This is a genomic window from Candidatus Eremiobacterota bacterium (assembly GCA_031082125.1).
Lineage (GTDB): Bacteria > Vulcanimicrobiota > CADAWZ01 > CADAWZ01 > Ess09-12 > Ess09-12.
The window spans coordinates 24,100-47,817 of record JAVHLM010000035.1 but is presented as its reverse complement, the minus strand read 5'-3'; the positions used below and the strand labels follow the sequence as shown (position 1 = coordinate 47,817).

Genomic DNA, 23,718 nt, shown 5'->3' with positions numbered 1-23,718 from the left:
ATCTTTGCTGAGCCCGCTCAGGTTAGAGGGCGGGAGCCTCTGTCGAGCCTTCTTCCCCCGTGTTCTTTATGAGACGCATCACCATGGTGCTCAGCTCCCTGTCACCGCCTGATGATTCTACTATCTCTGCCGCCAGATCCTCGCGGGCGTCTCCGGAGAGCAGATGACCCATGAAAGCATCAGTGTGAGCATATCCCACAGTAATGATAATGCCGAGGTGGAGAAGCTTCTGGCGCCTGCAGCGGTGGTGCAGGCCTTCAAGATAAGGCCTGGCTTCATCACAGAACTCCGAGGAGAGGATTTCCCTTATTCCCGAGGTGCGGGCTTTTTCAAAAAAGAGGGCAAGGGCAGCCTGGTGGGGCCGTGCCACCACGTACCTAATAAGGGGGATAAAGGAGAACTCCTTTTTTTCCAGGCTCCTCTCAAGAGCCTTCCTGAGGGGATCCTGGAGAGTGCTCGAGGCTATCAGCTCAATCAATGCCGTGGCAGGTGCCGTGGGGAGCGACCTGAGGGCTTTCGCCGCAAGCTCAAGGTCCATGGTGCTCTCCAGCCCGGTAATGCTCCGGTGCACGAGCTCCTTGTCCTTGAGGAGCAGGGGTGCCGTCATCGCGAGCACCTCGTTCCTGAAGGTGCCGGTGACTCTCCATATGATGGAGTTGATGAGAAGGGCAAGGCGCCTGTTTTCCTCGTATTCCCTCATTCTGTAGAGGAAGGGCACGAGGAGGGGAGGGGCGCCGATCTTCACGGCTGCCACGAGGGCCTGTCTGCGCACCCTGATATCGGGGTCAAAGAACCTCGCCCCTATTGACGGGGCAAAGCAGGCAAGCCCCAGCTCCCCCTGGATGGACAGGGCCACGCGTCTCACGGGGGCCTCACCGGATACACTCATCTCATAGAGGATTCTCACGGCCGTCTCGATATGGGCTTCCTGGCTTGAAATCTTGATGAGGTAGAGCACGGTCTTCCCCCTTATCACGGGATCTTCATGGCCCAGGAAGGGAAGGACATCCCATGAGCGTTCATCGGCTCTCCAGCGGGCCAGAATATCAATAATGCCTGCAGCCACGCGGCTTGTGGGGTTCCTTGCGAGGACCTGCGCAAGCTCCTGGGAGATCTCATCCTTCTTGCCTATATGGGTGAGAGCAGACAGGATATTCAGGAGCCTTTCCGTATCAGTAGTGGTCCTGATGAGAACCGCGATTTCCCTGGTGCTCGAAGGGCTCTCCCCCCCAAGGACGAGCATGGGCTCTCCGGGACTCTCCGCGCTCCGCCTGCCGCTCGCCGGGATGAGGTTTCGGAGAAGGGACTCAAGGTATGCCCTGTTGAGGCCCGGCACAAGGAGCAGGGAGAGGAGGGCACCTGTGAGGGCAATCAGGAAAAAGATCTGGGGAGGCGCATGGAAAACATTGAGGGCCGCTATCATCACGCCGCTCACCATTACCGATGATGACTCAGCAATGCCGCCCTGGAGAAAATTGGCCCTGGCCCGCATGGGAGCGGCAATTGACTTTATAAGGATGTTCTGCGACGGCTGCTTGAGAGCCTTGAACATGATGATGGAGCAGGCCTGGAAAGCGGTCACGGCGGCAAGCTGAGGCCAGGCCAGGCACAGGGCCGCCATGGTCATGAACACCGCCGCAATGAAGGCATAGAGGGAAGAGACGGAAAAATGCCTGAGGGCGCGGTGCAGAAAGCCTGCCTGCCAGAGAAAGATAATGGAGTTCACCACCGAGGTGAAAAGCCCGATGAAGCCTGAAAGAGAGCGCGTATCAGAAAAGCTTGAGGCAATGATGCGGTAGAACTGGTAATCCACAAGGTAACGTATAAACCCGAAAAGCAGGGTGAAGAGGATCATCAGCTTTAAAATCCTTATGGCCAGGAGGCCAGATGGCAGGAGGGGCGGCTTCTCCCCGGGGTGGGGTGGCGGCGGTGCCGTCTGCTGATGAAGCTTTATGGCTGCAGGGAGCAAGGCAGGGAGCAAGGCACAGACCAGGGCGGCAAGGAGAAAGCAGATCTTCTCGGGCAGCACGGAGAGAAGGGGGTTGATGAGAAGGCCTGACGAGATGGTTCCCGTGAAAAGCGCGGCAGTGAAGAAGCCCGTGTAGCGCTTGAGGTCCCTTATGGAAAAAAGCGTGTTGATGTAGTTCCAGTAAAAAATGACAGAGTAAATAAAATTCAGGGTGGAAAAGATGTAGATGGAAAAAATTGCATGCCAGGGATAACGCTCAAAGAGAAGGGAAGTGAGAAGAAAAATCACTGCCATGAGCAGAAGGCCTGCCCTGAGGCCCCTGGCGCTTGATATCTCCCTGGAGAGAAGAAAAAAGCCCAGCGCCATCGAGAGCATGTTGAAAAATATATAGTACCAGGGGATATAGGAAGGCCCCACAGTCTTCAGAAAAAGGGAGCAGCTCAGAATGATGAAGAAATTGGAGGTGAAGCTGAGTATGAACCCTATAAGAGCAAGCGCCAGAAGGGAACTCTCTTTTTTGCTTTTCATCGGGCAGTATCTCCTGCACTTTGCTCTGTTCTCACGCGGGGATATAGTCCCAGGGATGGGGGGCTTTTTCCCTGTTTCTGCAATAAGGATTCTCTTCAATATGGCCCAGGACCTTCGCAAGCTCCATCTCGAACTGTATCCCGGCGCAGCGCCTGTTCATCTCGCTGCAGAGGCGGCACCGCGCGAGGAGAGCACCCGTCCAGGCACGGAACCCGTCGAGCTTTACCGAGTGAGCCCACAGGGAAACGGGCCTGTCCTGGGGAAAGCGTCCCAGCATAAGGCGTCCTGTCTGGTGCACGGTGTAATGGTGGGGCCATATGGTGCCGTCGGCAGCCACGCAGAGGGAAGTGGATTGATATGCCGGGCTTCCCGTTGAAGCGAGCTCCGTGGGGAGCGGGAGATCAGAATGAATGATAAGGAGGCGGCTGTGACGCTCTCTCAGGCGGAGCACCTCCCTGGCCGTATTGTAATGCTCATCGAAGGAGAGAAGCAGGCCGCCGTCATGGGATGCCCTTCCTACGGGCCGCGTGCATACGAAATTGAGGACCTTTGCATGCCGCGCCGCAATCTCTGTGATACCCGCCAGGGAATGGAGATTCCTTTTTGACAGCACCGTCGTTATCCGCACATTCTGAAGGCCCCGCTCCCTGAGTTTCAGAAGGGTGAGGATGACCTGCCGGAAGGTGCCTTCGCCCCTGAGCGCGTCATGCTCACGCTCGGAGCCATCGAGGCTCACCGTGACCTGCCCGATGGAAAGCCCGGCAATTTTCCTTACTGTGTCATCGGGATCACCAAAGACGCCGTTGGTGCTCAGCGAAGTCACAAGGCCCAGTGAGCGGGCATAAGCCATAATCTCGTGCCAGTCACTGCGGGCTGTAGGCTCGCCGCCGGTAAACCTGACATTTATAACGCCTGAACGGGCCAGGTCTTCCAGGAGGCGTAAGACCGTGGCGCCCTCCATTCCCTCGGGCTCTGACGGTGAAGAACAGGCAAAGCAATGGAGGCATGCCAGGTTGCACCTTGTGGTGAGCTCAAAATATATCCTTATGGGGGCAAGGAGAATATCGCTGCGCCCGTGAGAAGGCCCCCCGCAGTCTATGACCCTTCCGGCGGCCTTCCGGGCCATTTCAACATCGGCGGTGTACAGGTAGCCGAAGGTGCTGTCATCGTAGAGAATGGCGCCATTCTGCTCTTCACGTAATATTTTCATAAGAGAGGCCTGATTCCCTTAAAAATAAGGTCAGGACAGGAGCTCGTCAACGAAGGCTGTTCCTTCCTCCCTGAGGGAGTGCGCCACAAGCGACGGGCCGTCCCTCAGCTCCCCAAGGGCTTCCAGAATGTGCTCCCTTGCGATGCCGTATTTCCCAAATTCTCCGTACGAAGCCGGGATGCCTGCCTTGCAGCAGGCCTTTTTCAGCTGCTCCGTGAGGCCCCGGGGCTCAGAGTGTTTTTCGTAGACAAAGACGCTCATCAGAGTCCCCGGCATTACGAGGAAGCCATGGGTCTGGATGGTGCTTGAATAGCGCTGCTGCCTTATTATCGTCTCGTAGAACCTGTGCTCGAAGTCGGCAGAGAGCTCCGGTGATCCGCGCCGGATCACCTCAAGAGATGAATCATGAAGATACGTTGCGAGCCGCACGAGGGCCGGGCGGTCGTAAGCGGTGAAGGAGTCCCTTATCCACCCGAGGGCATCAAAGGCAAGGGCGGCGTTCTCTCTCAGCCTTTCATAGGAGAGGTCCCCATGAGAATAGCCGTAATTGATGGAAGCACTCATATTCGCAAGGAGATCGCCGAGCCCCGACGCCGAGTATCTTTCAAGCTCATCGCGGGGTGTGCTCAATATGGTGCCCATGGGGATGATGGTTTTTTCAGGCGTCACTGTCTTCACCATGCGCTCTTCCTGGCGAGACCTGAGGATGCTTATATTCACGCTGATGCAGCTTGTGGAAAGTATGGTGGGAATGCCGAAAAAGGGTCTCCCCCCGGCAATGTACCTCCCCACATCAAGCGCGCTGCATCCCCCCAGGGCTATCACGCCTGTAAACCGGGAGCTGTCCACGTCATTAAAGTGAATCTCATGGTGGCTGTTGATGACTTTCACTGTAAAACCGGAAGCTTCGGCAAGGGGACCGTTGTGGCTGTCGGCCACAAGGAGCATTCCCTGGAGGGGGAATTCCGCGAGAAGGCCGGAAGCGGTCTTCTCAGAGATGACAAGCTCAGGAAGGTTCACTGTTCTTGCCTTTCTTTCTGTCCTTGAGTCTGAGAGCAAGGAAGAAGAGCTTATTCAGGGTGAACATCACTGCTGCCGATGCGACGATGGCGACATCCATGTCTCTCATGGAGAAGCCTGCAACGGCAATGAGCAGGGAGAGAGCCGCGTTGCGCATGCTGGTGGTGGCGGCGAGAATCTTCTTCATTTCCCCGTCGCGCCCCCCCAGGATCCACCCTATGGCCAGGGAGCCGAGGGTCAAGAGAACGATGACCAGGAGGGTCGCGTCGCCTACAAGATGGGTGGCTTTCTTCTTGATGACAAGAGTGATGAGCATTATTGCCAGGAAGGAGACGTCGGCTGTCAGGACAAGAGGCCTCCTGATCCTGTCGGAGAATGACGGCCACCGCCGGTAAATGACGCACCCGCAGAGGAGAGGGACCAGAAGGCCCAGGACAAGAAACAGCACAATCTGCAGGTAAGGGAGGGTCACAAGCATGGGGCAGGAGATGAGGACATGGATGAGGAGGGGAGTGAAAGCAAGGGCGGCCACGTTCAGAAGAAAAAGTATGCCGGCGGCGCTCGCAAGATGTGACCTGATCCTGCCTGTAAACTCTATGGCATTGAGTCCTCCAGGGGCGCATGCCATGAAGAGTATCCCCAGGGTGTTGTCCACCGAGAGCTGAAAGAGCCTTACAAGGAGGAGGCCCAGGCCTGGGACAAGCACAAGGTTCGCCAGGAGCACCCGTGCGCCGAGACGGTAGTCCTTAAGAGATGCGATTATCTGCCCGCCTGTGACGGTGATGCCGATGGAAAGCATCGCGGAGGCAAAAAAAATACAGGATAAGAGATCATACAGGTGCTCCACCGATCAGCCTCCTTCCCCATCAGGATAGAGAGTATTTCAACGTAAAGACTCCGGGAACCTTCAGGGCTCACTGAGGGATGGGGGTCATGCTCACCAGGCAGGCGGAATCTCGATGGTCTCCCGCAGGGTGGCAGGCGGGGGCGCCACGGGCGTGGCTTCATAAAATTTCTGGGGAGCAGGCGGGAGGGGCCTTCCATAGTTCTTCACGATGAGCTTCCCGCTCTCATAGACCTCCACGGCGGTAAATCCATAGTAAGTGCCTCCCTGGGGGTTCCAGCTATTCTCCAGGGGAGCGCCGCCGTTCCCCGTCATCACCTGCCACACCCCAAGGCCCCCGTCAAGCTTATGGGCGCTCCACATATGGTAGTGGCTCGCAAGGAAAAGCCTTACCTTGCTGTTCTCCTTCATCACCCTGGAAAGCCTTGCACCGAAGGGATAGTCCGGGGTGTTGATGATATCTGAGTAGGCGTAGGGATAGTCAGGCGGCGGCTCGATGGTCTTGTGGCTCAAGACCAGTATGGCCATCGTGGAGCTCTTCGCCTGAGCTTTCCTTATGTCATCCTCGATCCAGGTGATGGGGATCCATCCAAGGGTGGTGAGGCCAGTTTCCGGGTCCGTCGTGGTGTTCATGGTGTCGGAGTTGATGATGACGAAATGAAGCACTCCCCTGTCAAAGGAGTAGGTGAGGAGGCTCTCATCGAGCACGAGAAGGTCGGGATTCGCCCCCTGGGGTAAAGGCCCGTTTCCCCCGTATGTCGCGTAGTTGTTCTTCTGAAGCCATGCGGTCCAGGCTTGAAATGCCGGGGGATTGGGCGCTTCCGCATTCAGGGTGCCGTCATAGAAGACCACCTCGTGATTCCCCGTGAGAGGGACCAGGGGGATGAGGCGCGAGAGCTCCTGGGAGCGGTAAAAACTCTGCCAGGCATCGAGCTGCCCCGTGAGGGTCTCGCCGCTGTCCATGGCCTCGTTCATGACCAGGTCGCCTGAGAAAAAGAGCATTGAAGGTATGGCAGAGAGGCTCGAGATATCGGCGAGAGACTGGCGGAGCTGCGGGATATTGGCAGAGCTGGGGTTCGTGAGCATCGTCTGCTGCCACACCTGGTAGCCCACCTGGTTGTCACCGATGACGGCAAAAGAGAAAAAGGAGCTGTCTCCGCCTTGGCGGTACAAGGCCTGGTCTGTCCCCGCGCCTCCGCATCCCGCGGAGAGAAGTCCGATGAGGATCGCCGCAACAAACAACGAAGCCCTGGCTCTTCTTCTTTTCACATGCATCCGGCACTCCCTGGCACCTCTGACTTCAGTCCTTATAATGCTCCGCGACCTTCTCAATTTCCTCGAGGGACCTGTAAAATGCCTCCACCACCGCCGGGTCAAAATGGGAGCCCTTGCCCTTCTCGATGATGCTGAGGGTCTCTTCCATCGTGAAAGAGTCCTTGTAGGGCCTTTTTGACAGGAGGGCGTCAAAGACGTCGGCAAGGGCCGTGATGCGCCCCGCCAGGGGGATCTCCTCTTCCCTGAGGCCCTTGGGGTAGCCACTGCCGTCCCATTTCTCATGGTGGGTAAGGGCAATCATATCGGCAAGCTTGATGAGATCAGAATCAGAGCCTGCGAGGATCTGGGAGCCTATCACGGTATGCTTCTGCATTATCGTCATCTCATCGGAATCGAGCTTCCCCTTCTTGAGCAGGATCCCGTCAGGGATGCCGATTTTGCCCACATCGTGCATCGGCGAGGCATTGAGGATGGAATCGGCATAGCCCCTGTCGGTGCCCATCGCAAGGGCGATAATCTGGGAATAGTGGCCCACGCGGAGCACGTGGAAGCCTGTCTTCTCGTCCTTGAACTCCGCGGCCTTCGCGAGCTTGTAGATGGTTTCAAGCGATGACTGCTTGAGCCTGCTGAGGGCCTCGCGGAGCTGCTCCGTCCTCTTTGCCACCTCAACCTCCAGCATGTCCCTGTCGTCGCAGATTTTCTGCACAAGGTTCATATTCTCGAGGCTCAGCGAGAACATGCTGCAGAAAATGTCGGCCCACTGGGATTCCTCCTTGGTCCACTTTCTTATCTTTCGAGAGAAGAGCATGAGGGCTCCCACTGCCTTGTCCCTCCCCAGCAGAGGATACCAGAAAATCGAAGTGGACCCCGTGAGGGTGGCGAGAGGCTTGAAAATCGCCCGCCTGGAGCTTATGGAGACATCGGCAATCTGCAGGGGCTCCTTCAGCAGCATTCCTTCGGAGATGGTGATGCCGCTGATTGCAAGATCCTTTTTCAGCGCCGCTTCCACAGGGTGCTCACCGCCTGCGGCACCGAGCACCACGGCGGGAAGGAGAGATTTCTGCTCATCGGCATAAGTGTAGAAGACCAGCCCGTCAGTTTCGAAAAGCACCGTGATCTTCGCCAGGACCTTTTCAAGCATGCGGCTTCTCTCGAGGGAAGAGACATCAATAAAGGTGGAGAGCTCCTTTGAAGTGTTCCAGAGGGCCACGATGAAATTCAGCCTTGTGTCCAGAGTCTTGTAGAGCTCGGCGTTCTTGAGGGCCCTCGCCGCTTCATAGCTTACCTGCGACATGAACTCCTGGTTCAGGCCCCTGTAAGCATTCTTCTCCCTGTTCCACAGGCATATGCACCCGAAGATGTCATTATCAATGGCGACAGGGTAATAAAGGGCCGACTTCATATCTGCGGAGACATCCCTTGCGATGCGGGGGTCACGCTCCGTGTCATCGATGGTAATTGGCTGGTTTCTGCTGATGATAATTCCCGGGATATTGAGGGAGGGATCTTCAAGCTGGATCTTCCACTCATGCTCCATGCCGCCTTCAACGGCTGAGCAGTATATCTCGTTTTTCTCCCTGTCAGCGAGGAACACGCTCCCCGAGCTGAAGTTCACCACTCCCTTGAGGACATCGAGTATCTGCGATGCAATGAGGTCCGGCTCAAGGGTCTGCGTGAGGATCCTCGTTATCTTGAGGATCTTGTCCTTCTGGGCATTCCTGCTTTCCAGCGACTCCTTGGCGGTCTCCAGCACCTGCCTTGCCATCATGGACTCGTCTTTCATCTGTTCAAGATCCATGGTGGTCTTCTTCCGCCTTCGCAGCTCGCCGTCAAGCTCCCTGAACTCCCTCCTGCTCTCCTGGAAGAGGAAGCTTGAGACAAAGCCAAGGACTGTGTACGTGAGGACTCTTGAAATCAGGGCATGATCGAGGGCTTTCTCTATCGTGCCCGCATAGATAAGGGCCAGGATCGCGTCAGAGGCGATCATGAACAGCAGTATGATGACTCCCTCGGTAGTGCTGAAGTAGGCATTCGCCAACAGGAGGAGTATCGCAAAAAGATAGCCCTGGGGATGAAAAACCGTCGAGAAGCTTGAGATAAAGGCGATGATAATCACTGAGACCAGCGTGATGATAAGGAATATGGTGTGCTCAATCCTGGGGCGGATGGCCGGGAGGGCAAGAGTGCTGTTGACCGCTGCGCCGAAAGCCACCAGAAAGGCAATAAGAACCCAGTTCCCTCGCCCCTGGGGAGTCAGAAAGGCAAGGATACAGAGAATTACAAGGGAAGGCCACATGAAAAGCGAGAAGCGTCTTTTTACGAGATCAAAATTATCCATTTATGAGCCACACTTCCGGTTACTCTGCCAGTGAAATCTCCCTAAAAGACCTTACCCATGGATTAAGGGAAAGCGATGAAATTCCTCTATGAAATGCTTCTCCCGATTTCAGTGCTTGTGGGAAAGCCTTTTTATCCTGTCCGCCACAAGGCCCTTGAGGGTGATAAAGGCCGGGTCGTCGCGAAGAGGCTTGAGGAAGGGATCATGCTCCAGGAAGGGGAGGTTGAGAAGGCCCTTCTTAACCGACGATTCGATGAATTTGAGGGCTCCCTTCATCTCGCCGCGCAGGGCAAAGACATCGGCGGCTATACGCTCCGCTTCAGGCTCATAAGGGATCTTCAGCAGAAGCTCATCGGAGAAGGGGACCTCTGCAGGCGTTTCGGTGATCTGCCGGTAAAGGGAGAGCACGGCCTGCACCGCCAGGGGCAGATTATCAGAGTGGACCAGGTAATCCCTCATGATCCTTGCCTCTTCCATCTGCCCCATTGCCAGCTTGGCATAGAGCAGTATTGCATAGGAATAATGATTCCTCGGGTCGATCCTGAGAGCCCTGTCAAGGGCATCGGATGCTTCCATAAACCTCCCCTGGGAGATAAGGGAATAGCCGAGGAATGTGTAATGGGAGCTCCCCGCCGGGTCACGCTCAATGGCCTTGCGGGCCAGTTTTTCTGCCTCTTCGCAGTTTCCCGTGAAGATATGCACGTAAGAGAGCCAGGAGAGAGCCGTCACGTGGCTTGGCGAGATCCTGAGGGCTTCGCTGAGATTGGCATGGGCGGCGGAAAAATCCCCCCTGATCCTTGCGACGATGCTCAGCGACACGTAAGCGTCGGGGTTTGCCGGGTCAAGGGCGAGGGCCTTTTTCGCCTCCTCCTCGGCTTCCCCGAGAAGCTCCGCAGGGGCATGGGGAAGGAGGAGCCGGTAAAGATTGGCGAGTGAGGTGCTGAGTTTCGCATGGGCCGTGGCAAAGCCCGGTGCAAGCTCTATCACCTTCTGCAGATACTCGATGGCCTTCCTGATGTCATCGATGCGGAGTGTTCCCTGGAGGGACACGCCTTTGAAATAGAGCTCGCTTATGGCGGAATCCACAATGGGCAGAGCCACTCTCTCATCAAGGGACTCCATGGACTTGAAGTGCTTGTGGAGCTCCCCTACGATTGCATCGGAAATCTCGTCCTCCATGTCAAAGATGTCCTTCACCTTCACTTCAAAGCGGCCGTTCCACATCTGGAATCCGTCGCGGGTGTTCACCAGCTGCGCCACCACGCGGACTCTCTCTCCGCTGCGGCGGAGGCTCCCTTCCAGGGCCATGTCAACGTTGAGAGCCTGCCCTATCTCCTGGATGCTCATGGAATGGTTCCTGTAAAGCTTTGAAGTTGAGCGCGCGATTATCCTGAGCCTGCTGTTTCTGGAAAGATTCGCTATGATCTCGTCCACTATGCCGTCAGCGAAGATCTCATCATCAGGCGAGCAGGTGAGGGGGAGCACCACCAGGGAAGTTTCGGTGGCAATCCCCGGTATCTCGAGGCTCCCTCCCGTATAGGCGATGATATCGGTAAGGAACTCGCCGGCCTGGGCGTAGCGCTTCTGCCTGTCCTTCTGAAGGGCCTTCATGACGATTTTTGCAAGCTCGGGGGGCACGCCCTTGAGAGCGGGGGGGTTCAGGGAGATGATGGCCGAGAGAATGTGGCCCACGTTCTCACCTCCGAAGGGAGGTTCGCCTGCAAGCATCTCGTAGAGCACGGCGCCGAGGGAGAAGAGATCGCAGCGGCCGTCAACAGGATCGTTCTTAATCTGCTCGGGCGACATATAGCGCGGTGTTCCAACGATTCCTGACTGGGGCGTCACCTGGGCTTCTGTGGAGACCTGGAACTTGGCGAGGCCGAAATCCAGGATCTTCACATAGCCGTCTTTTCTTACCATAAGGTTCTCAGGCTTTATGTCCCTGTGGATGATGCCTGCCTGGTGGGCAGCCGAGAGGCCCAGGAGAGCCTGCTTGACGATATCAAGGGCTCTTTCACGGGTCACATCATGCCTGTTGATGAGGTCCCTCACGGTGACGCCCTCGATCAGTTCCATGGCGATAAAAAGCTGCTTTTCGTATTCGCCTGTCTCAAAAATCGTCACTATATTCGGATGATTCAAGACGCTTGCCACCTTGGCCTCCCTGAGAAAGCGGGCCCGCGTATCCTGGTCCGCCACCATGGAGTGGGGGAGAAGCTTGAGTGCCACAGGCCTCGCAAGGCCCCTGTCGATTGCCTTCCATACCTGGCCCATTCCCCCTGAGCCAAGCTGTTCCTCAAGCATGTAACTGGCTATGACATTCCTGTCAAGGGGCTGTGGCCCCGGCTGGAGCCTCGGGAGCTCGGGAGTCACCTGGTGGGATTTGAAGAGCCTTCTGTCTGACATCGGGAAGTCTCCTGGCACTTTCTTTCTTCTGGAATATTCTTTGCGGACCCCTCTTTTCCCTCGGGGTGAGAGAAAGTGCGGGGGCTCAGGGCACATTGAACCACTCCGTTTTCATCATATCGGTCCGTTGGTTCCCCCCATAGACAGTGATTATGATCCTGCACTTTGTGCCTGAAGGCGGCTTGTTCACCACGAGGGATCCCGTCACTCCCTGGCCCTGGGGCACCGAAAGGGGATTACTCCTTATCTCCGAGTAAGACTTGGCGCTCCCCTCGCATTCCATGGCCACATGAACGGTCACCTCGCCGCTCGTGGTGCCTTCATTGGTAATCCTGGGCTTTATCATGCACTGGCTTTCATTGAACAGGTATTGTGCATCCTTCACACGGAAGAGCGCCTTGGGAGAAAGGTGCACCACCTGGGCCTCGGCGGACCCGTAGCCTTCAGGTATCTGTCCCACCTGGAAATGCTCGCCGGTCGTTTCTATGTAAGCATATGAGATGCTGCCGTCGGTGAAAAGCCGGCTTTTGTAAGGGACGGAAAATGACGAGGGATCCTTCAGGGCAAGGCCCACGCCCATGTGCCGGGGGAACTGGATCATCACGGTGTTGCAGCCAAGAGCCATAAGAAGCGAGGACATAAGGATTGACGTATCCTCGCAGTCTCCTCCCTCGTCCATCAGGGTCTCGACGGGATAGCGGGGATATTCGTCATATCCTGTCGTGGTCTTGTCGGAGGTATATTTCAGGCTCTGAACAAAGGCGATGACGAGGTTGACCATATCCATCCTTGAGAAATTGTGGTCCCTGGCCGCGCCCTGGAATATTCCCGCAAGGTAGTTTATCGCGTCGTCATCAGAGGGGTCGGATACATAGACTGAATAGTCACCGTAAGTGCGTGGTTTTGTCTTGTACATCATGAGGCCGTCCCTGTTGGTTTCCAGCTGGCAGGTGAAATCGATGCCCTTGTAAGTCCACTTGTATTCCCTTTTTATGGCCTCGCTTCCCCCTTTTGCACTGCCCTGGGACTCGGCCTGGTGCCGCCTGCCATGGCTTTCAAACTCGACGGAGTCGCCAGACCGGGGCTCTGAGGAAGGGGAGCCAAGAGTCGTCACAGTATAATGCTTTCCTTTGGCCGAGATAATAACGGCGCGGGCAACGGCCTTGCCGGCCCTGGTTATTCGCACGATGTCGCCTGCAAGGAAATCAGGACCTTCAGTGCCTCTGGCGGAATAGGTGTCAATCTGGCCCGCAGCGGCCCCGGTGATGAGAGCCCGGGCTTCCTGGGCGAACACCGGGGACGAAATAAACAAGACGATAAAGAAAACCGATGCGGAAAAAAATGCCCTCATGGCTTATCTTCCCCATACTACAGCGCTGTATTTGAAAATTAGCCGCCACAGGCATCGAAACCTCTCTTCTTTTTGGGAAATTGATATGCTATAATAATGATGAAAAATTTTTCGAGGTCGCCGATGGATCACATCAATTCCACCAGCTCTTCCCTTTATGGCGCAGCGAAGCCTGCAACGCCAGTGCATGCCGCGGAAAAAGAAGCCTGCGTGAAGGATTCATTTGCGGGAAGCGTCCCGGAGCCTTCACTGCCGCAGCCGTCCTGCCTGAATAAGGCCTCTCTCTCTTCAGGACCCTCCCTCGCCGCCCATCTCAAGGATAAGGCAAGGAAGCTTCTCTATACCCTTACGGCTTACACTATGCTTACCGGGGCTACCATGGCAGGTGTCCCTGGAAGTATTGCCGCGGAAACCCTCAAAGAGGACCGGGAGCAGGGCAGGCCGGTGCTGGAGCACCTGGAAACCGTCACAGCCCCGGCCCCACAGGAGAAGAGAGAGCACCGCGGGGCTTCACAGGAGGAAAAAATCGGCGGAGAAAGCCTCGAAGAGATTGATTTTGAAAACGCCACAGGCCTTGAGTTTTCCCATACCAGGGGCGGCCCTTCGAAGGATTCCCGCGAGGGAAGCCTGTTCAGCATGGTGAAAAACGCCGATTACGAGAGCCAGGTGGGCGATTACAGGCTGAAGGTGGGCTATGTGGACTATAAGTTCTCCCTGAGGCCCAGGGTGAACCCGAAGCTCGAAGACGGGGAACTGGGCGTCAAGGCCAGGCTTTACGGGCAGGCAAAGTTTGATATTCTTAAAACAGAGCTTGCAAAGACCGAGCAGGTCGGCGAATGGACAAGGACCCATGGGCTCCGTGGCGGTCTCCAGGCCACTTACAAGCTCGGCTACCAGGGAGAATACAATACGGGGAGCACCAACTCGAACGAGGTCATCAACGACCTGGACGCCACAGTGAACCTGGCTGCCTTCGGGCGCTGGGAGCGGAGCCTATCGGGGAGCCGCCACCTCACTCTGGACGCCACGGCAGGCGTGGGCCATGATATCATGGAAAACCACACGGTGCCTTACGTGGCCTTCCGCCAGGAGCTCACCGGGAAGGATGGAGAGCTTGCCGGCATAAAGTATAACTGGACTGCAGAGGCGAAGGAGAAAATCGCTTACCACATCCAGGAACGCGAGCTTGACGCAGAGTATGAGGTCTTTGCCGGCGTGGAAAAGACATTTCCCATGAAAATCTTCGGGCACAGGATGGACACGACAGTCCGTGTGGGGCCCGGTGTGAAAGGCGATATAGAAAACCCTGTCGCATTTCACCCGCGGGCCGACGTGAAAGTGAAGTTCTGACCGCTCGGCTCATTCATCCCTTGGAATAAGCCTTCGATCCAGGGCTTCCATCAGGTGCTTTTCCACGGCAGGGGGTTCAAGAAACTCAACGACCACCCTGTATATTTTTTTCAGGAAATCCGGCCCGCCAGGCGGTGTGCTGTCCTTCTGGAAAAGTATTTTTCCTTTCACTGTGACAGGCGAAAGCTTTTCATGGACGGAGAATGAGAAGACCGCCTCGTCGGTGAGCGGGAAGGGGAAATCGCAGGTAAACTCCATCGCGGCGGGGCTTATGGAGAGCACATAGGGGAAAAACTTTTTCATGGTCCCTTCAGTGAGGATTTCACAATAGACAGGAGCCTGGAGGGAATAGGTCCTCTTCTTTTCCTCGTAAGTGTGGACCCATTCCAGGAGGTGCGGCACTTCGACGGAGTTATGGCCGGAATCTCCGAGGAACTCCAGGCCCATCTTGTAATTGCCCTTGCCGATCTCTCTTGCCCAGACGACCCTGGCATCAATCTCAAGGGGGGGCTCCAGCAGAAGCTTCATCCTGATGAGATTCTCTTCAGGGATGAAAATATCGGTCGTTATCTTCATGCCGTGGTCACTGATATCATTGATATGAAGATAAAACTGCCTCTGCCCGCTTCCATTCCCCTTGGCAAGCTCAGAGAGGACCATTCTCTTGACAAGAATAGCTTTCCGTCTGAATTTTCTTCTTTCCCTTGCGGGAGAGGGATCTGATGGTTCCTGTCGTTCCGCAGGAAAAAGTGTTGCTTCACTCGCGTCGCTCACGGCGTGATCCTCTTTCATATGAATTGGTGGTTCTGTTGCTGCTAGCGGCCGAAGAGGCGCTTCCAGATGGGCTTCCCTTCCTTGCCCTTGCCATCGGCACCCGCTCTGGCCTTGAAAAGGTCGATTATCTCCTGCATGTGGTGTTCCTGCGCCCAGTCCTGGGGAGTTTTCCCGTCAGAAGTGGCGGCGGCCGGAGAGGCGCCTTTCTCCAGCAGAAGCTCCGCTATCTCACGGTGGCCTTCCTTTGATGCCTCATGGAGCGGTGTTTTTCCATGCTTGTCCGCCAGGTTTGGATCGGCCCCCTTGTCAAGGAGGACTGAGACTGCCTCGCGGTGCCCTCTCTGGACCGCCGAGATAAGAGGGGTGTCGCCGATGCCCCCTGACGCGTGGGAATCTGTCATGGCTCCCTTGCTGATAAGGAGCTGCGCCACCGACGCATGGCCTTCAAGGGCAGCGCTGTGAAGAGGCGAATACCCCTCGTTGTCGATGACGTCAAGCACGGCTCCCTTGGAGAGAAGGAACTGGGCCATGGGAGTGTGGCCCTTCAATGCCGCGTAATGAAGGGGCCTTTTCCCCTGGTCATCGGGGTTGTTGATGTCTATCCCCTTGGCGAGGTAAAGCTCGACAGTGTCAAAATCATCGCGGGAGATGGCATCAAATATATCGCCGAAGGCGCCCTGGGACCTGAGGTATTCCACTGTATCGCTGAAGCCTTTCGAGAGGGCCATGGCCAGGGGCGTCAGTATCTCCGCATTGAAGGCATTCTTATCGGCGCCGCGCTCCACAAGAAGCTTCGCCGCCTCGGTCTTGCCGGAAACGGCAGCGATGTGAAGGGGGGTGCAGCCGTCCTTGTCAAGAGGCTCCAGTGGGGCTCCCAGGTCCAGCAGCATCCTGCAGACCTCAGGGTGGCCGAATTTTGCCGCCTCATGGAGGGGCACCCTTCCGAAGAGCGATGACTTGAACTGCAGGAGCTTGGGATTCTTCTTTACCATGCGCTCGACGACCTGGGGCTTGTTCTGCTCCACGGCGTCAAAAATGTCTTCAACATTAAAGTCCATAGAGACACCTCCTGAAAGGGAACCAGGACCTTGCCCCCCATGTCCCCGGGATAATGAATACCTGCCACAGATAGTTTCTCCAGCCTCATTCAAGTTTCCTGGATACCCTGATAAAATCTGCCCGGGCTTCCAGGTCAGGGGGAGGACATGTCAGAACCTGTCCACGTGCCCCTCGTGCTCTATATGGATCGAGATCTTCCCGAACTCTTCATCCATGCTTTTCCTGAGGGCGTCCTCAACCTTAATCGAGGTCTCATGGCCGTCGATCACCAGGCTGCTCCGGGGCACGATAAGATCGAGGTGAACCTCCCATTTCCCCTTCAGGCGGTGCACATGGACCTCATGGAGACCTACGACGCCCTGAATGCAGGTGACAATCTCCTTGATTTTCTCCCTGAGCTCGAGCTCCCCGGGAAGGATCTTGGCGCTCTTCTTCTTCTCCCTCTGGGCTTCGCTGCAGGACTGGCTGCATTCGTCGCATGACCCCGAGCATGGCTCGATATGGATGGTGATGTTCGAGCCGGGAAGCTTGTCATTGATGCACTTTTCAATCCTCCTGGTGAGGTCATGGGAGTCTTTCACATCCATCTTCTCGCTCACAAGGGCGTGAAAGTCAATGAACTTGTCCTTCCCTGAACGCCTTGAACGCAGGTGGTGGTAGCCGATGAGCTCGGGAGCTCCCTCGATTATATCGACTATGTGGTTTTCCTCCTCGGCCGTGAGGCGGGTGTCCACAAGGTCCCTGATGGTTTTCCTGGTGAGCTGGATGGCGATAAAGCCGATATAGAGCGCCACTAGAATGGCCACTATGGGGTCAAGAACAGTTATTCCTGTAAAATGAATAAGCACCAGGCCTCCCATGACGCCGAAAGAGGTATAGACATCGGTGCGCAGGTGCTCAGCGTCGGCCTCAAGGGCCATTGATCCTGTCTTCCTGGCCACTCTGAAGAGATAGAGGGAGACTCCGATATTCACCACCGTGGAAAAACCCATCACAAAGACGCCGAGGCCTATTTGCTCAATCTCGCCGCCGTGGATCAGCTTTCCGACAGCCTCATGAATGATGAATACCGCGGCAAAGAATATGAGGAGCGCTTCGATAACGCCTGAGATGTTCTCAACCTTTCCATGGCCGAAAGGATGCTCGTCATCGGCGGGCTTTCTCACTTCCCGCACCGAGAAGAAGGCGATGATGGAGGCGAGGAGATCGTTGGCCGAGTGGGCTGCCTCCGATATGATGCTGACAGAGCCGGTGACAAACCCGATGACGATCTTTGAGAGCACCAATGTAGTGTTTGAGGCCACCGACACGGCGGCCGCATTCATCTTCTCATCCCATTTCTCCGAAGCCTTTTCGTTCATCTTACCATCACGCGACAGGCAGAAACCTCGAGACAGAGGGTAACCACAGGGTCTAGAATTTCTCCGGCCTGCTGAATATTCCTCCACTCTGAAGGGCACTCGGGGAGAATTTAGCCGCCTACCTTACAATGCCATGCTTTTTGAAAAGGGCAAGCACTTCCCTGTGGCCTGCTTTCTCCGCAAGGCGGCGGGGCCTTCTCCCGTCACTGTCCTTGATGGTGGAGTCGGCGCCCCTTGCGAGGAGCTGCTCCGCCATGGGGGCATTCCCCCTGGCAGCGGCATAATGGAGGGCAGTCCTGCCGTCAAGGTCCCTGTCATCGAGAGATGCTCCTTTCCTGAGGAGCACCCCCGCAGACGAGAGGCAGCCCCTCGAAGCTGCCCGGTGAAGAGGCGTCCTTCCATGGGAGTCCCTGGCATTCAAATCGGCGCCTCTCTCGATCAGAAGCTCGATCATCCCTTCATCATCCTCAATGACTGCGGCATGGAGGGCCGTAGCACCATCACGGCCTTTTGAGGCAAGGTGCTCTGCATATCCTGAGAGATCCCTCAGAGCCCGGTAATCATGCTTCCCAATAGCTTCAAATATCGTTTCGCACCCCTTCCATGGGGCGCCGCGGGATATGAGCTCACCTTCAGCCTCTGCATGGCCCCTGGCTGCGGCAGCCCTGAGGGGATCGACGTAATGTGCATCCTGCTCCTCCAGGGAAGCTCCATATTCGGCGAGAAGGGCCACAAGATCCCTGTGCCCTCCCTGCGAAGCCATATGAAGGGCCGTGAAGCCATGGGCGTCCTTTTCATCGGGAGAGGCCCCCCCCTCAAGCAGAACTCTTACCGCGTCGAGGTGGTCTCCCATGACTGCGTACATGAGGGGCGTCATTTTCCTCCTGTCGGCGGCATTCACAGGGGCTCCCCGCACCAGGAGAAGCGCAGCAATCTCCGTATTGCCGTTCAGGGCCGCAATATGGAGCGCCGTAAGGCCCTCGCTGTCGCAGCCTCCAAGGGACGGGCAGCTCTCCAGGGCTTTCTTCACCTCGTCAATATCGTTGAGCTTCACTGCTCTGAGCACCGGCGCTCCTCCTACTGTGTATTAAAGGGGACGGGCTGGCTGAAGCCTTCCACGTCGGGGTTGTAATATTCATAAGCCCGCGACGGTGGGCTCTGGGCCTTAATGGGATACTTGGCCACAAGGGTGTAGCTGAGCTGCTTAGTCTGGCCTGGATTCAGATTCCCGAGGTAGATGATGATCTGGCGCCCCGCGAGCTCATAGCGATCTATGAGCTTTTTTTCCACGAGCACGTCAAGGTCCTCGCCGTTCACAAGAAATCCCGGCGGGATGCCCAGGTCCAGGATAATCATGGGAGCCACCGCGGGGAGGTTGTTCCTCAGGGCCACCGTCGCCTTCACGGTGTCGGTGGCCCTGAGGGTGGTCCTGTCATAGGAGAGCTTTATGGAGAGGGGCTCATTCCTCTTCTCGCCGGCCTTCCAGGGGACAAAATGGCTTCCCACGACCTGGTACATCGAGGCGAGCTGCCCCGAGGCCACGAGCTCCACTTTATTTTCACCGGGCTTCGCGTATTTCGTGAGATCGACGAGGCGGAGCACATCTGACTGCTCCTCGCTTATCGAGAGATGGCTCACCCTGCTCCCGTTGACCAGCACGTCCACCTCGCCTGACCCCTTCCCCTGGGGAGTCATCGATGCGAGGGACAGTGTCCTCAGGGCCTGCACCGTGGGCTGCGTGGTGTACCATGTGCCGTTGGGATCCTTTGCTTTCACAAGGTAGGTGAGGGCGCCCTTCACCATCTCTGGATGGCTCTTTGAGAGAAGCATAGCCCTGGCGGCGAGAGCCGTCGTCTCCACGGAGGCCATGTTCCCCGAGCAGTAAGAGAGGGTAGGGGAGTTCGTGCTCCAGCATACTGCATCACCGTCAGCCTTCTTCATCGATTCAAGCTTTGAGAACAGTTCCTGGAGCTCGCCGCAGTCAGGCTCGGAAAGCGCAAGGGCGTTGGCAATGAGGGCTATGAGGTAAGGGTCCTGGGTGTTTTTTGCCGCGGCCTTGAGGTAGGCGATGGTCCTGGAAAGGCCCGGAGCGCCCTTGTTCCCCGCCTCAAGGAGGGCCATCGCCACGTAGGAAGTGACCCTCAGGTCATTCTGGTATGACCCGTCGGGGCTTTCCTGGGAGCTGAGCCACTGTGTGGTCCGCTCAATGACCTTCTCATCGACATCGTTGACTGCCCTCATGTCGCTGAATTCCATCAGGCCGTAAGCGCTGAGCCAGATACTGGCGGGGGGCTGCCCGTAAAGCGAGAAGCCGCCGCCGGGAACCTCGAAGGTGAGAAGCCTCTGGTAGCCGGCGCTCACGCATCCCCTGGCCTTGACCTCGATCTCGGGAGTGATCTTGCCCGTCTTTTTCATGTAATCAAGGGCTAGAAGGTTGGGATAGACCGTTGATGAGGTCTGCTCAAAGCAGCCATGGGGCATGACAAATATCTTCTCGAGCCCTTCCACGACTGAGCTGAACACGCCGGGATAGACCTTGACGTACATTTTTTCCGACCCGGCCACGGCAGAGGGCGGGATTGAGATGCTGCACTTTGCCCCGTCCTTGAGCCACCCGCTGTCGCTCTTGACGACCTCTTTGCCCGAGGGGACGATCTCAAGGGTTTTCCTGATGGCATCGGAGAGCTTCGTGCCCCGTGCCGTCACCGTTATCTGCGCCATGCCGGGAGAGCGGGCCCTTATCCTGAAATGGGCTACCGAGACGCTGCCCGCCTTAGGCTCCACGATCTGAGCAGGCTCCGAGAGGAGCTCCACGCTGCCGGCGGACTCAAGCCTCAGCGATACTGCCTGGGCGGTGCCCAGGTAATTGTAGATGGCCACGGGGAGGGACGCTTCATCACCCTGCGTGAGAGCCACGGGCAGATCGAGATCGACAAAGAAATCCTGGAAGACCCTGATGGGGTGATCGGCTGAGCCCAGGAGCCCGTTGAGGGACGAGGCGAAGGCCGAGAGGCGCCATGAGGTGATGGAGTCCGCCATGGTGACCTTGATGGCGGCCCTGCCCTTCTCGTCGGTGATGACCTGGGGATTGAAGTAGAGCGTCTCGGGGAAATACTGGCGGAGGTAAGGCTCGGCGCTCCCGCTGCCGCCTGAGACACCCTTTTCCTTATCAGCCATGGCCGCCGAGGGAAGCACTGACTTTTCAACCGATGAGAGCGACTGGGCCCTGAAGGAGCCTCCCGCGTCAATGAGGCCGCCTCCTCCACCGGCTGGACCCAATGATTCATTGACACTCGAGGCCGGCATGTCCACCGGACCTCCTCTCTGGCCGCCCCCTCCCCGCGCACGGAGGAAATTCGGCACCATGAAGGCTGCCACCGCGGCAAAGGCCACCAGGAGCAGGATCACCATCACCAGGCGCAGGAACGGCGAGGTCTTCCTCTCAGGATCGCCTGTATAAACTCCTATGGTAAAGACCAGCAGCACCAGAAGCGAGAAAACGCCTATGATATCAAGGATGAAAAGGTTCTGGGCGTCAAATGAGGGCTGGAAATTCGTATGGAAAAGCTCATTGGACATGAGAATCAGGAAGAGGAGGAACAGGGCCCCCAGGTAAACCATCATCGCGATTATGGTGAGCCTGAGCGCCGGGAGGCGCATCACGCCCTCGTGGCGGAGCGCCTGGATCATGAACACGAAATAGGCGATGAAGACCAGGAGCTCTGCCGTGATGATGAAGAGAGGCAGCTTCTGCTCCACCTGGTAAGGAATGTTCATGTTGAGCATGTCGTCAAGGATCTTCATGGTGAACACGGCAAGCACGGGGATGATAAGCATGACCCAGGGCGTCAGCGCCATTGCAAGGACATCGCCATGGGCCTGGGGATCGGTCTTCGCGTTGACGAAAAGCTCCCTGTTCTTCATCTTGCGGAAGGTGTGGACCACCGTGAGGATCAGCACAAGGCACGGCACCAGGAGGAGCACCAGGAAGATGACCTTGAAGGCCTTTGTTCCCAGCGAGTCGATGATTTTCTGCTTCTTGATCCGGAGCTCTTCAAGCTTTTTCTGGTAGGTATTCACATTTACGGCGTACAGCTCGCCCACGTCGGCACCGGCGAAGGCAATCTTTACTTTCTCATCGTCCAGAGGCCTGCCGGCGTTGATATTCTCCTTCAGATCGCTTACGAAATGCTCGCAAAGCTCGTAGCGGGGCTTTGCAAGCTGCTCCTCGAGGAAGAAGTACACCTTTTCCAGCCCTGCTGATGCCTCCTGGAGGGCGAAGACGCTCTCGTCAACGATGGAGATGCCGAGGGCCGCCGCCTGGGGGCTTCCCGAGGCATCGGATACCGTCATCTCTATCGTTGCATCCTCGCCGGGCCGGTAAGTGCCCTTGCCGGCGGCGACGCGCACGAGGAGGTCGCTGCTTTCGCGGACTATGACTTTCCGCGTATCACGGAGCAGGGAAGCTGACTGGAAGGAATAGGCGTTGATGGTGAGGGTGCCTCTCATGTCAGGCGTGGTGTCAATCTTGAAAAAGGCTTTCCCCTGGGAGACCTCGCCCGACCTTGTAAGGATGAGCTGTTTCCCCTTCAGAATGTCAAGATAAACTGTCTTGTCCGACGAAGGAGCGATAACCTCTATCCCGAGTGTCTCTCCTATGCGGTAAATAGCCTTTTCTGTCCTGATAAGGGGGCTTCCCGCCGGCCTCTCATCGGGCTTGAGAGTTGCTGCCACGGTGGCGCCCTTGCTGTCGCGGGCATTGACTTCAATCAGGTCATTGCCCGAAGGAACGAAGGCAAAGGAGGCAAATCCCGAAGTGCCCGTTTTCAAAGAAAAATCCTTCCCCTGGGCCTTCACGGAGAGGGTGGCCCGGGCAGGCGAGCCGTCGGGGTAAGAGGCGAGGAGGTAGACGGTGTTCTCGACGCCCGGCACAAGGGCACCGGCCTCGGGAACAGCCTGGACAAGCAGGGACTCGCGGGCAATGGTGACTGTCGAGCTGACGGAGTCTTTGTGCTGCGCCTTGTCGATGGCTGTGGCCTCGATGAAGAGCAGGGCCTTTCCTTTCTGGAGAGGAGTCCCGGCAAAGTAAGGGGGAAGCTTGGTGCTGAAGGAGTAAGTGCCGTGTGCGTCGGCGGTGCCCTCTATCTTGGCAATCCTCGCCCTGGCGACATCAGCCGTCGAGAGATCGACCCATATCTTGGCTCCTGCCGCGGGCTTTCCGAAGAAATAGCGCACGCAGACGGTGCCCCTGATGACATCGGAGGGCTTGTAGAAGGTCCTGTCCGTGGTGAGGGCCACCTTGTACTTGGGAAGGACATACTTCTTCACCTCTACGGTCCTCTCGGCCTTGTCCTGGCCCATGGAGGCCTTGAGGGCATAATTTCCCACGTTGACGAGCTCTGCCAGGGTGAAGTCTGCCGAGGCGATGCCGTATTGAGAGGTGTCGCCTGTCTTCTTGAAGACCTTGTTCCCCTTGCCGTCGTACGCCTCGATGGTGAACTTCCCCGTGACAGGCTTGAGGCTTGTGTTGGAGAGGGCCAGGAGCCTTATGTGCATGGTCTCGCCCGGCTTGTAAATCGGCTTGTCACTCGAGAGATAGAGCCTGTTCGCCGACTTTATGATGAAGGAGCTCTCCAGGCGGTCGGAGCCCTTTGAGGAAGTCGCCGTGACAAGGAGCTTCGCCTTTTCGGCAGCCGTGTCGTCAGGCACCTTGAAGTCTGCCTGGATGGTGCCGTTCCTGTCGGTGACTCCCTCGAAGACGGTGACAGTCTTGCTGCCCTCCAGCGCCATGACGATCTTCACCTTTGCATTGGCGACAGGCCTGTTCCCGGGATGGCCCAGCACAATGAGTCGGCATGAGCCCCTTCCCCCCCTGACCATCTCATCGGACATGAAGATCCGCGTCTCCTGGTTCCCCGCAAATTTCTCCATGTTGGTCACATAGACGATACCGAAAAAAACAAAGAGAAGAAAGAGAAAAATCCCGATGAGAAATGAGTGCTTTGTCGAAGCTTTCTGACTGTTCTCCATATAAGTCCCCCCTGCAAAAATAGTAAGGCTTCCCGGTCTCTAGTCGTCCTGCGAGGATAAATATTGCCGTTTCTTTCTCAATGAATTCGGGAACCTCTCCTCCCACTCCTCCGGGTCAATCCCCGCTGAAGGGTATGGCCCGAAGCGCAGCGAAAGAGTGGAGACCCGGAGAAACCCGGGCCCCAAAAGATGAAAGGAGTGTC

General features: G+C 56.8%; 14 protein-coding genes. 1 reads left to right on the top strand and 13 read right to left on the bottom strand.

Annotation, left to right across the window (positions count from 1 at the left end; all coding sequences use genetic code 11):
• Positions 1–22 precede the first annotated feature (22 nt).
• The 8 genes from RDV48_27040 to RDV48_27005 form a co-directional block, all read right to left on the bottom strand.
• Complete coding sequence (locus RDV48_27040; protein ID MDQ7826488.1) at positions 23–2,497, bottom strand: hypothetical protein; 2,475 nt, start codon at positions 2,495–2,497, stop codon at positions 23–25.
• 31 nt (positions 2,498–2,528) lie between these two features.
• The gene (locus tag RDV48_27035) at positions 2,529–3,707 is read right to left on the bottom strand and encodes a radical SAM protein (GenBank protein MDQ7826487.1); all 1,179 of its coding nucleotides are present in this window, start codon (positions 3,705–3,707) and stop codon (positions 2,529–2,531) included.
• Positions 3,708–3,737: 30 nt separating this feature from the next.
• The gene (locus RDV48_27030; protein ID MDQ7826486.1) at positions 3,738–4,727 is read right to left on the bottom strand and encodes an iron-containing alcohol dehydrogenase; all 990 of its coding nucleotides are present in this window, start codon (positions 4,725–4,727) and stop codon (positions 3,738–3,740) included.
• Positions 4,714–5,574 carry a bile acid:sodium symporter gene (locus tag RDV48_27025; GenBank protein MDQ7826485.1) on the bottom strand — a complete coding sequence of 287 codons (861 nt, stop codon included), beginning with the start codon at positions 5,572–5,574 and terminating at the stop codon, positions 4,714–4,716. Before RDV48_27025 ends, RDV48_27030 begins: the two co-directional genes overlap by 14 nt.
• A 90-nt stretch (positions 5,575–5,664) precedes the next feature.
• Positions 5,665–6,840 (bottom strand): metallophosphoesterase, encoded by a 1,176-nt coding sequence (locus RDV48_27020; protein MDQ7826484.1) that lies wholly within the window; start codon positions 6,838–6,840, stop codon positions 5,665–5,667.
• A gap of 31 nt (positions 6,841–6,871) precedes the next feature.
• Entirely contained in the window at positions 6,872–9,184 is a 2,313-nt protein-coding gene (locus RDV48_27015; GenBank protein ID MDQ7826483.1) for a GAF domain-containing protein, read from the bottom strand.
• A 108-nt stretch (positions 9,185–9,292) separates the two neighbouring features.
• Positions 9,293–11,590, bottom strand: a complete 2,298-nt coding sequence (locus tag RDV48_27010; protein ID MDQ7826482.1) for a protein kinase — start codon at positions 11,588–11,590, stop codon at positions 9,293–9,295.
• Positions 11,591–11,675: 85 nt separating this feature from the next.
• On the bottom strand, positions 11,676–12,941 hold the full coding sequence (locus RDV48_27005; GenBank protein MDQ7826481.1) for a hypothetical protein: 1,266 nt from the start codon (positions 12,939–12,941) through the stop codon (positions 11,676–11,678).
• A gap of 96 nt (positions 12,942–13,037) precedes the next feature.
• Between RDV48_27005 and RDV48_27000 the strand changes: the two genes are divergently transcribed.
• Positions 13,038–14,291 carry a hypothetical protein gene (locus tag RDV48_27000; protein MDQ7826480.1) on the top strand — a complete coding sequence of 418 codons (1,254 nt, stop codon included), beginning with the start codon at positions 13,038–13,040 and terminating at the stop codon, positions 14,289–14,291.
• A 9-nt stretch (positions 14,292–14,300) separates the two neighbouring features.
• Here the strand turns inward: RDV48_27000 and RDV48_26995 are convergent, their stop codons facing one another.
• From RDV48_26995 to RDV48_26975, 5 genes are all read right to left on the bottom strand, one after another.
• Positions 14,301–15,065 (bottom strand): PilZ domain-containing protein, encoded by a 765-nt coding sequence (locus RDV48_26995; protein ID MDQ7826479.1) that lies wholly within the window; start codon positions 15,063–15,065, stop codon positions 14,301–14,303.
• Positions 15,066–15,106: 41 nt separating this feature from the next.
• Positions 15,107–16,123, bottom strand: coding sequence for an ankyrin repeat domain-containing protein (locus RDV48_26990; GenBank protein ID MDQ7826478.1), 1,017 nt, complete (start codon positions 16,121–16,123; stop codon positions 15,107–15,109).
• Positions 16,124–16,273: 150 nt separating this feature from the next.
• Complete coding sequence (locus tag RDV48_26985; protein MDQ7826477.1) at positions 16,274–17,485, bottom strand: cation diffusion facilitator family transporter; 1,212 nt, start codon at positions 17,483–17,485, stop codon at positions 16,274–16,276.
• Positions 17,486–17,603: 118 nt separating this feature from the next.
• Entirely contained in the window at positions 17,604–18,551 is a 948-nt protein-coding gene (locus RDV48_26980; GenBank protein MDQ7826476.1) for an ankyrin repeat domain-containing protein, read from the bottom strand.
• 11 nt (positions 18,552–18,562) lie between these two features.
• Complete coding sequence (locus tag RDV48_26975) at positions 18,563–23,515, bottom strand: MG2 domain-containing protein (GenBank protein ID MDQ7826475.1); 4,953 nt, start codon at positions 23,513–23,515, stop codon at positions 18,563–18,565.
• Positions 23,516–23,718: the final 203 nt, after the last annotated feature.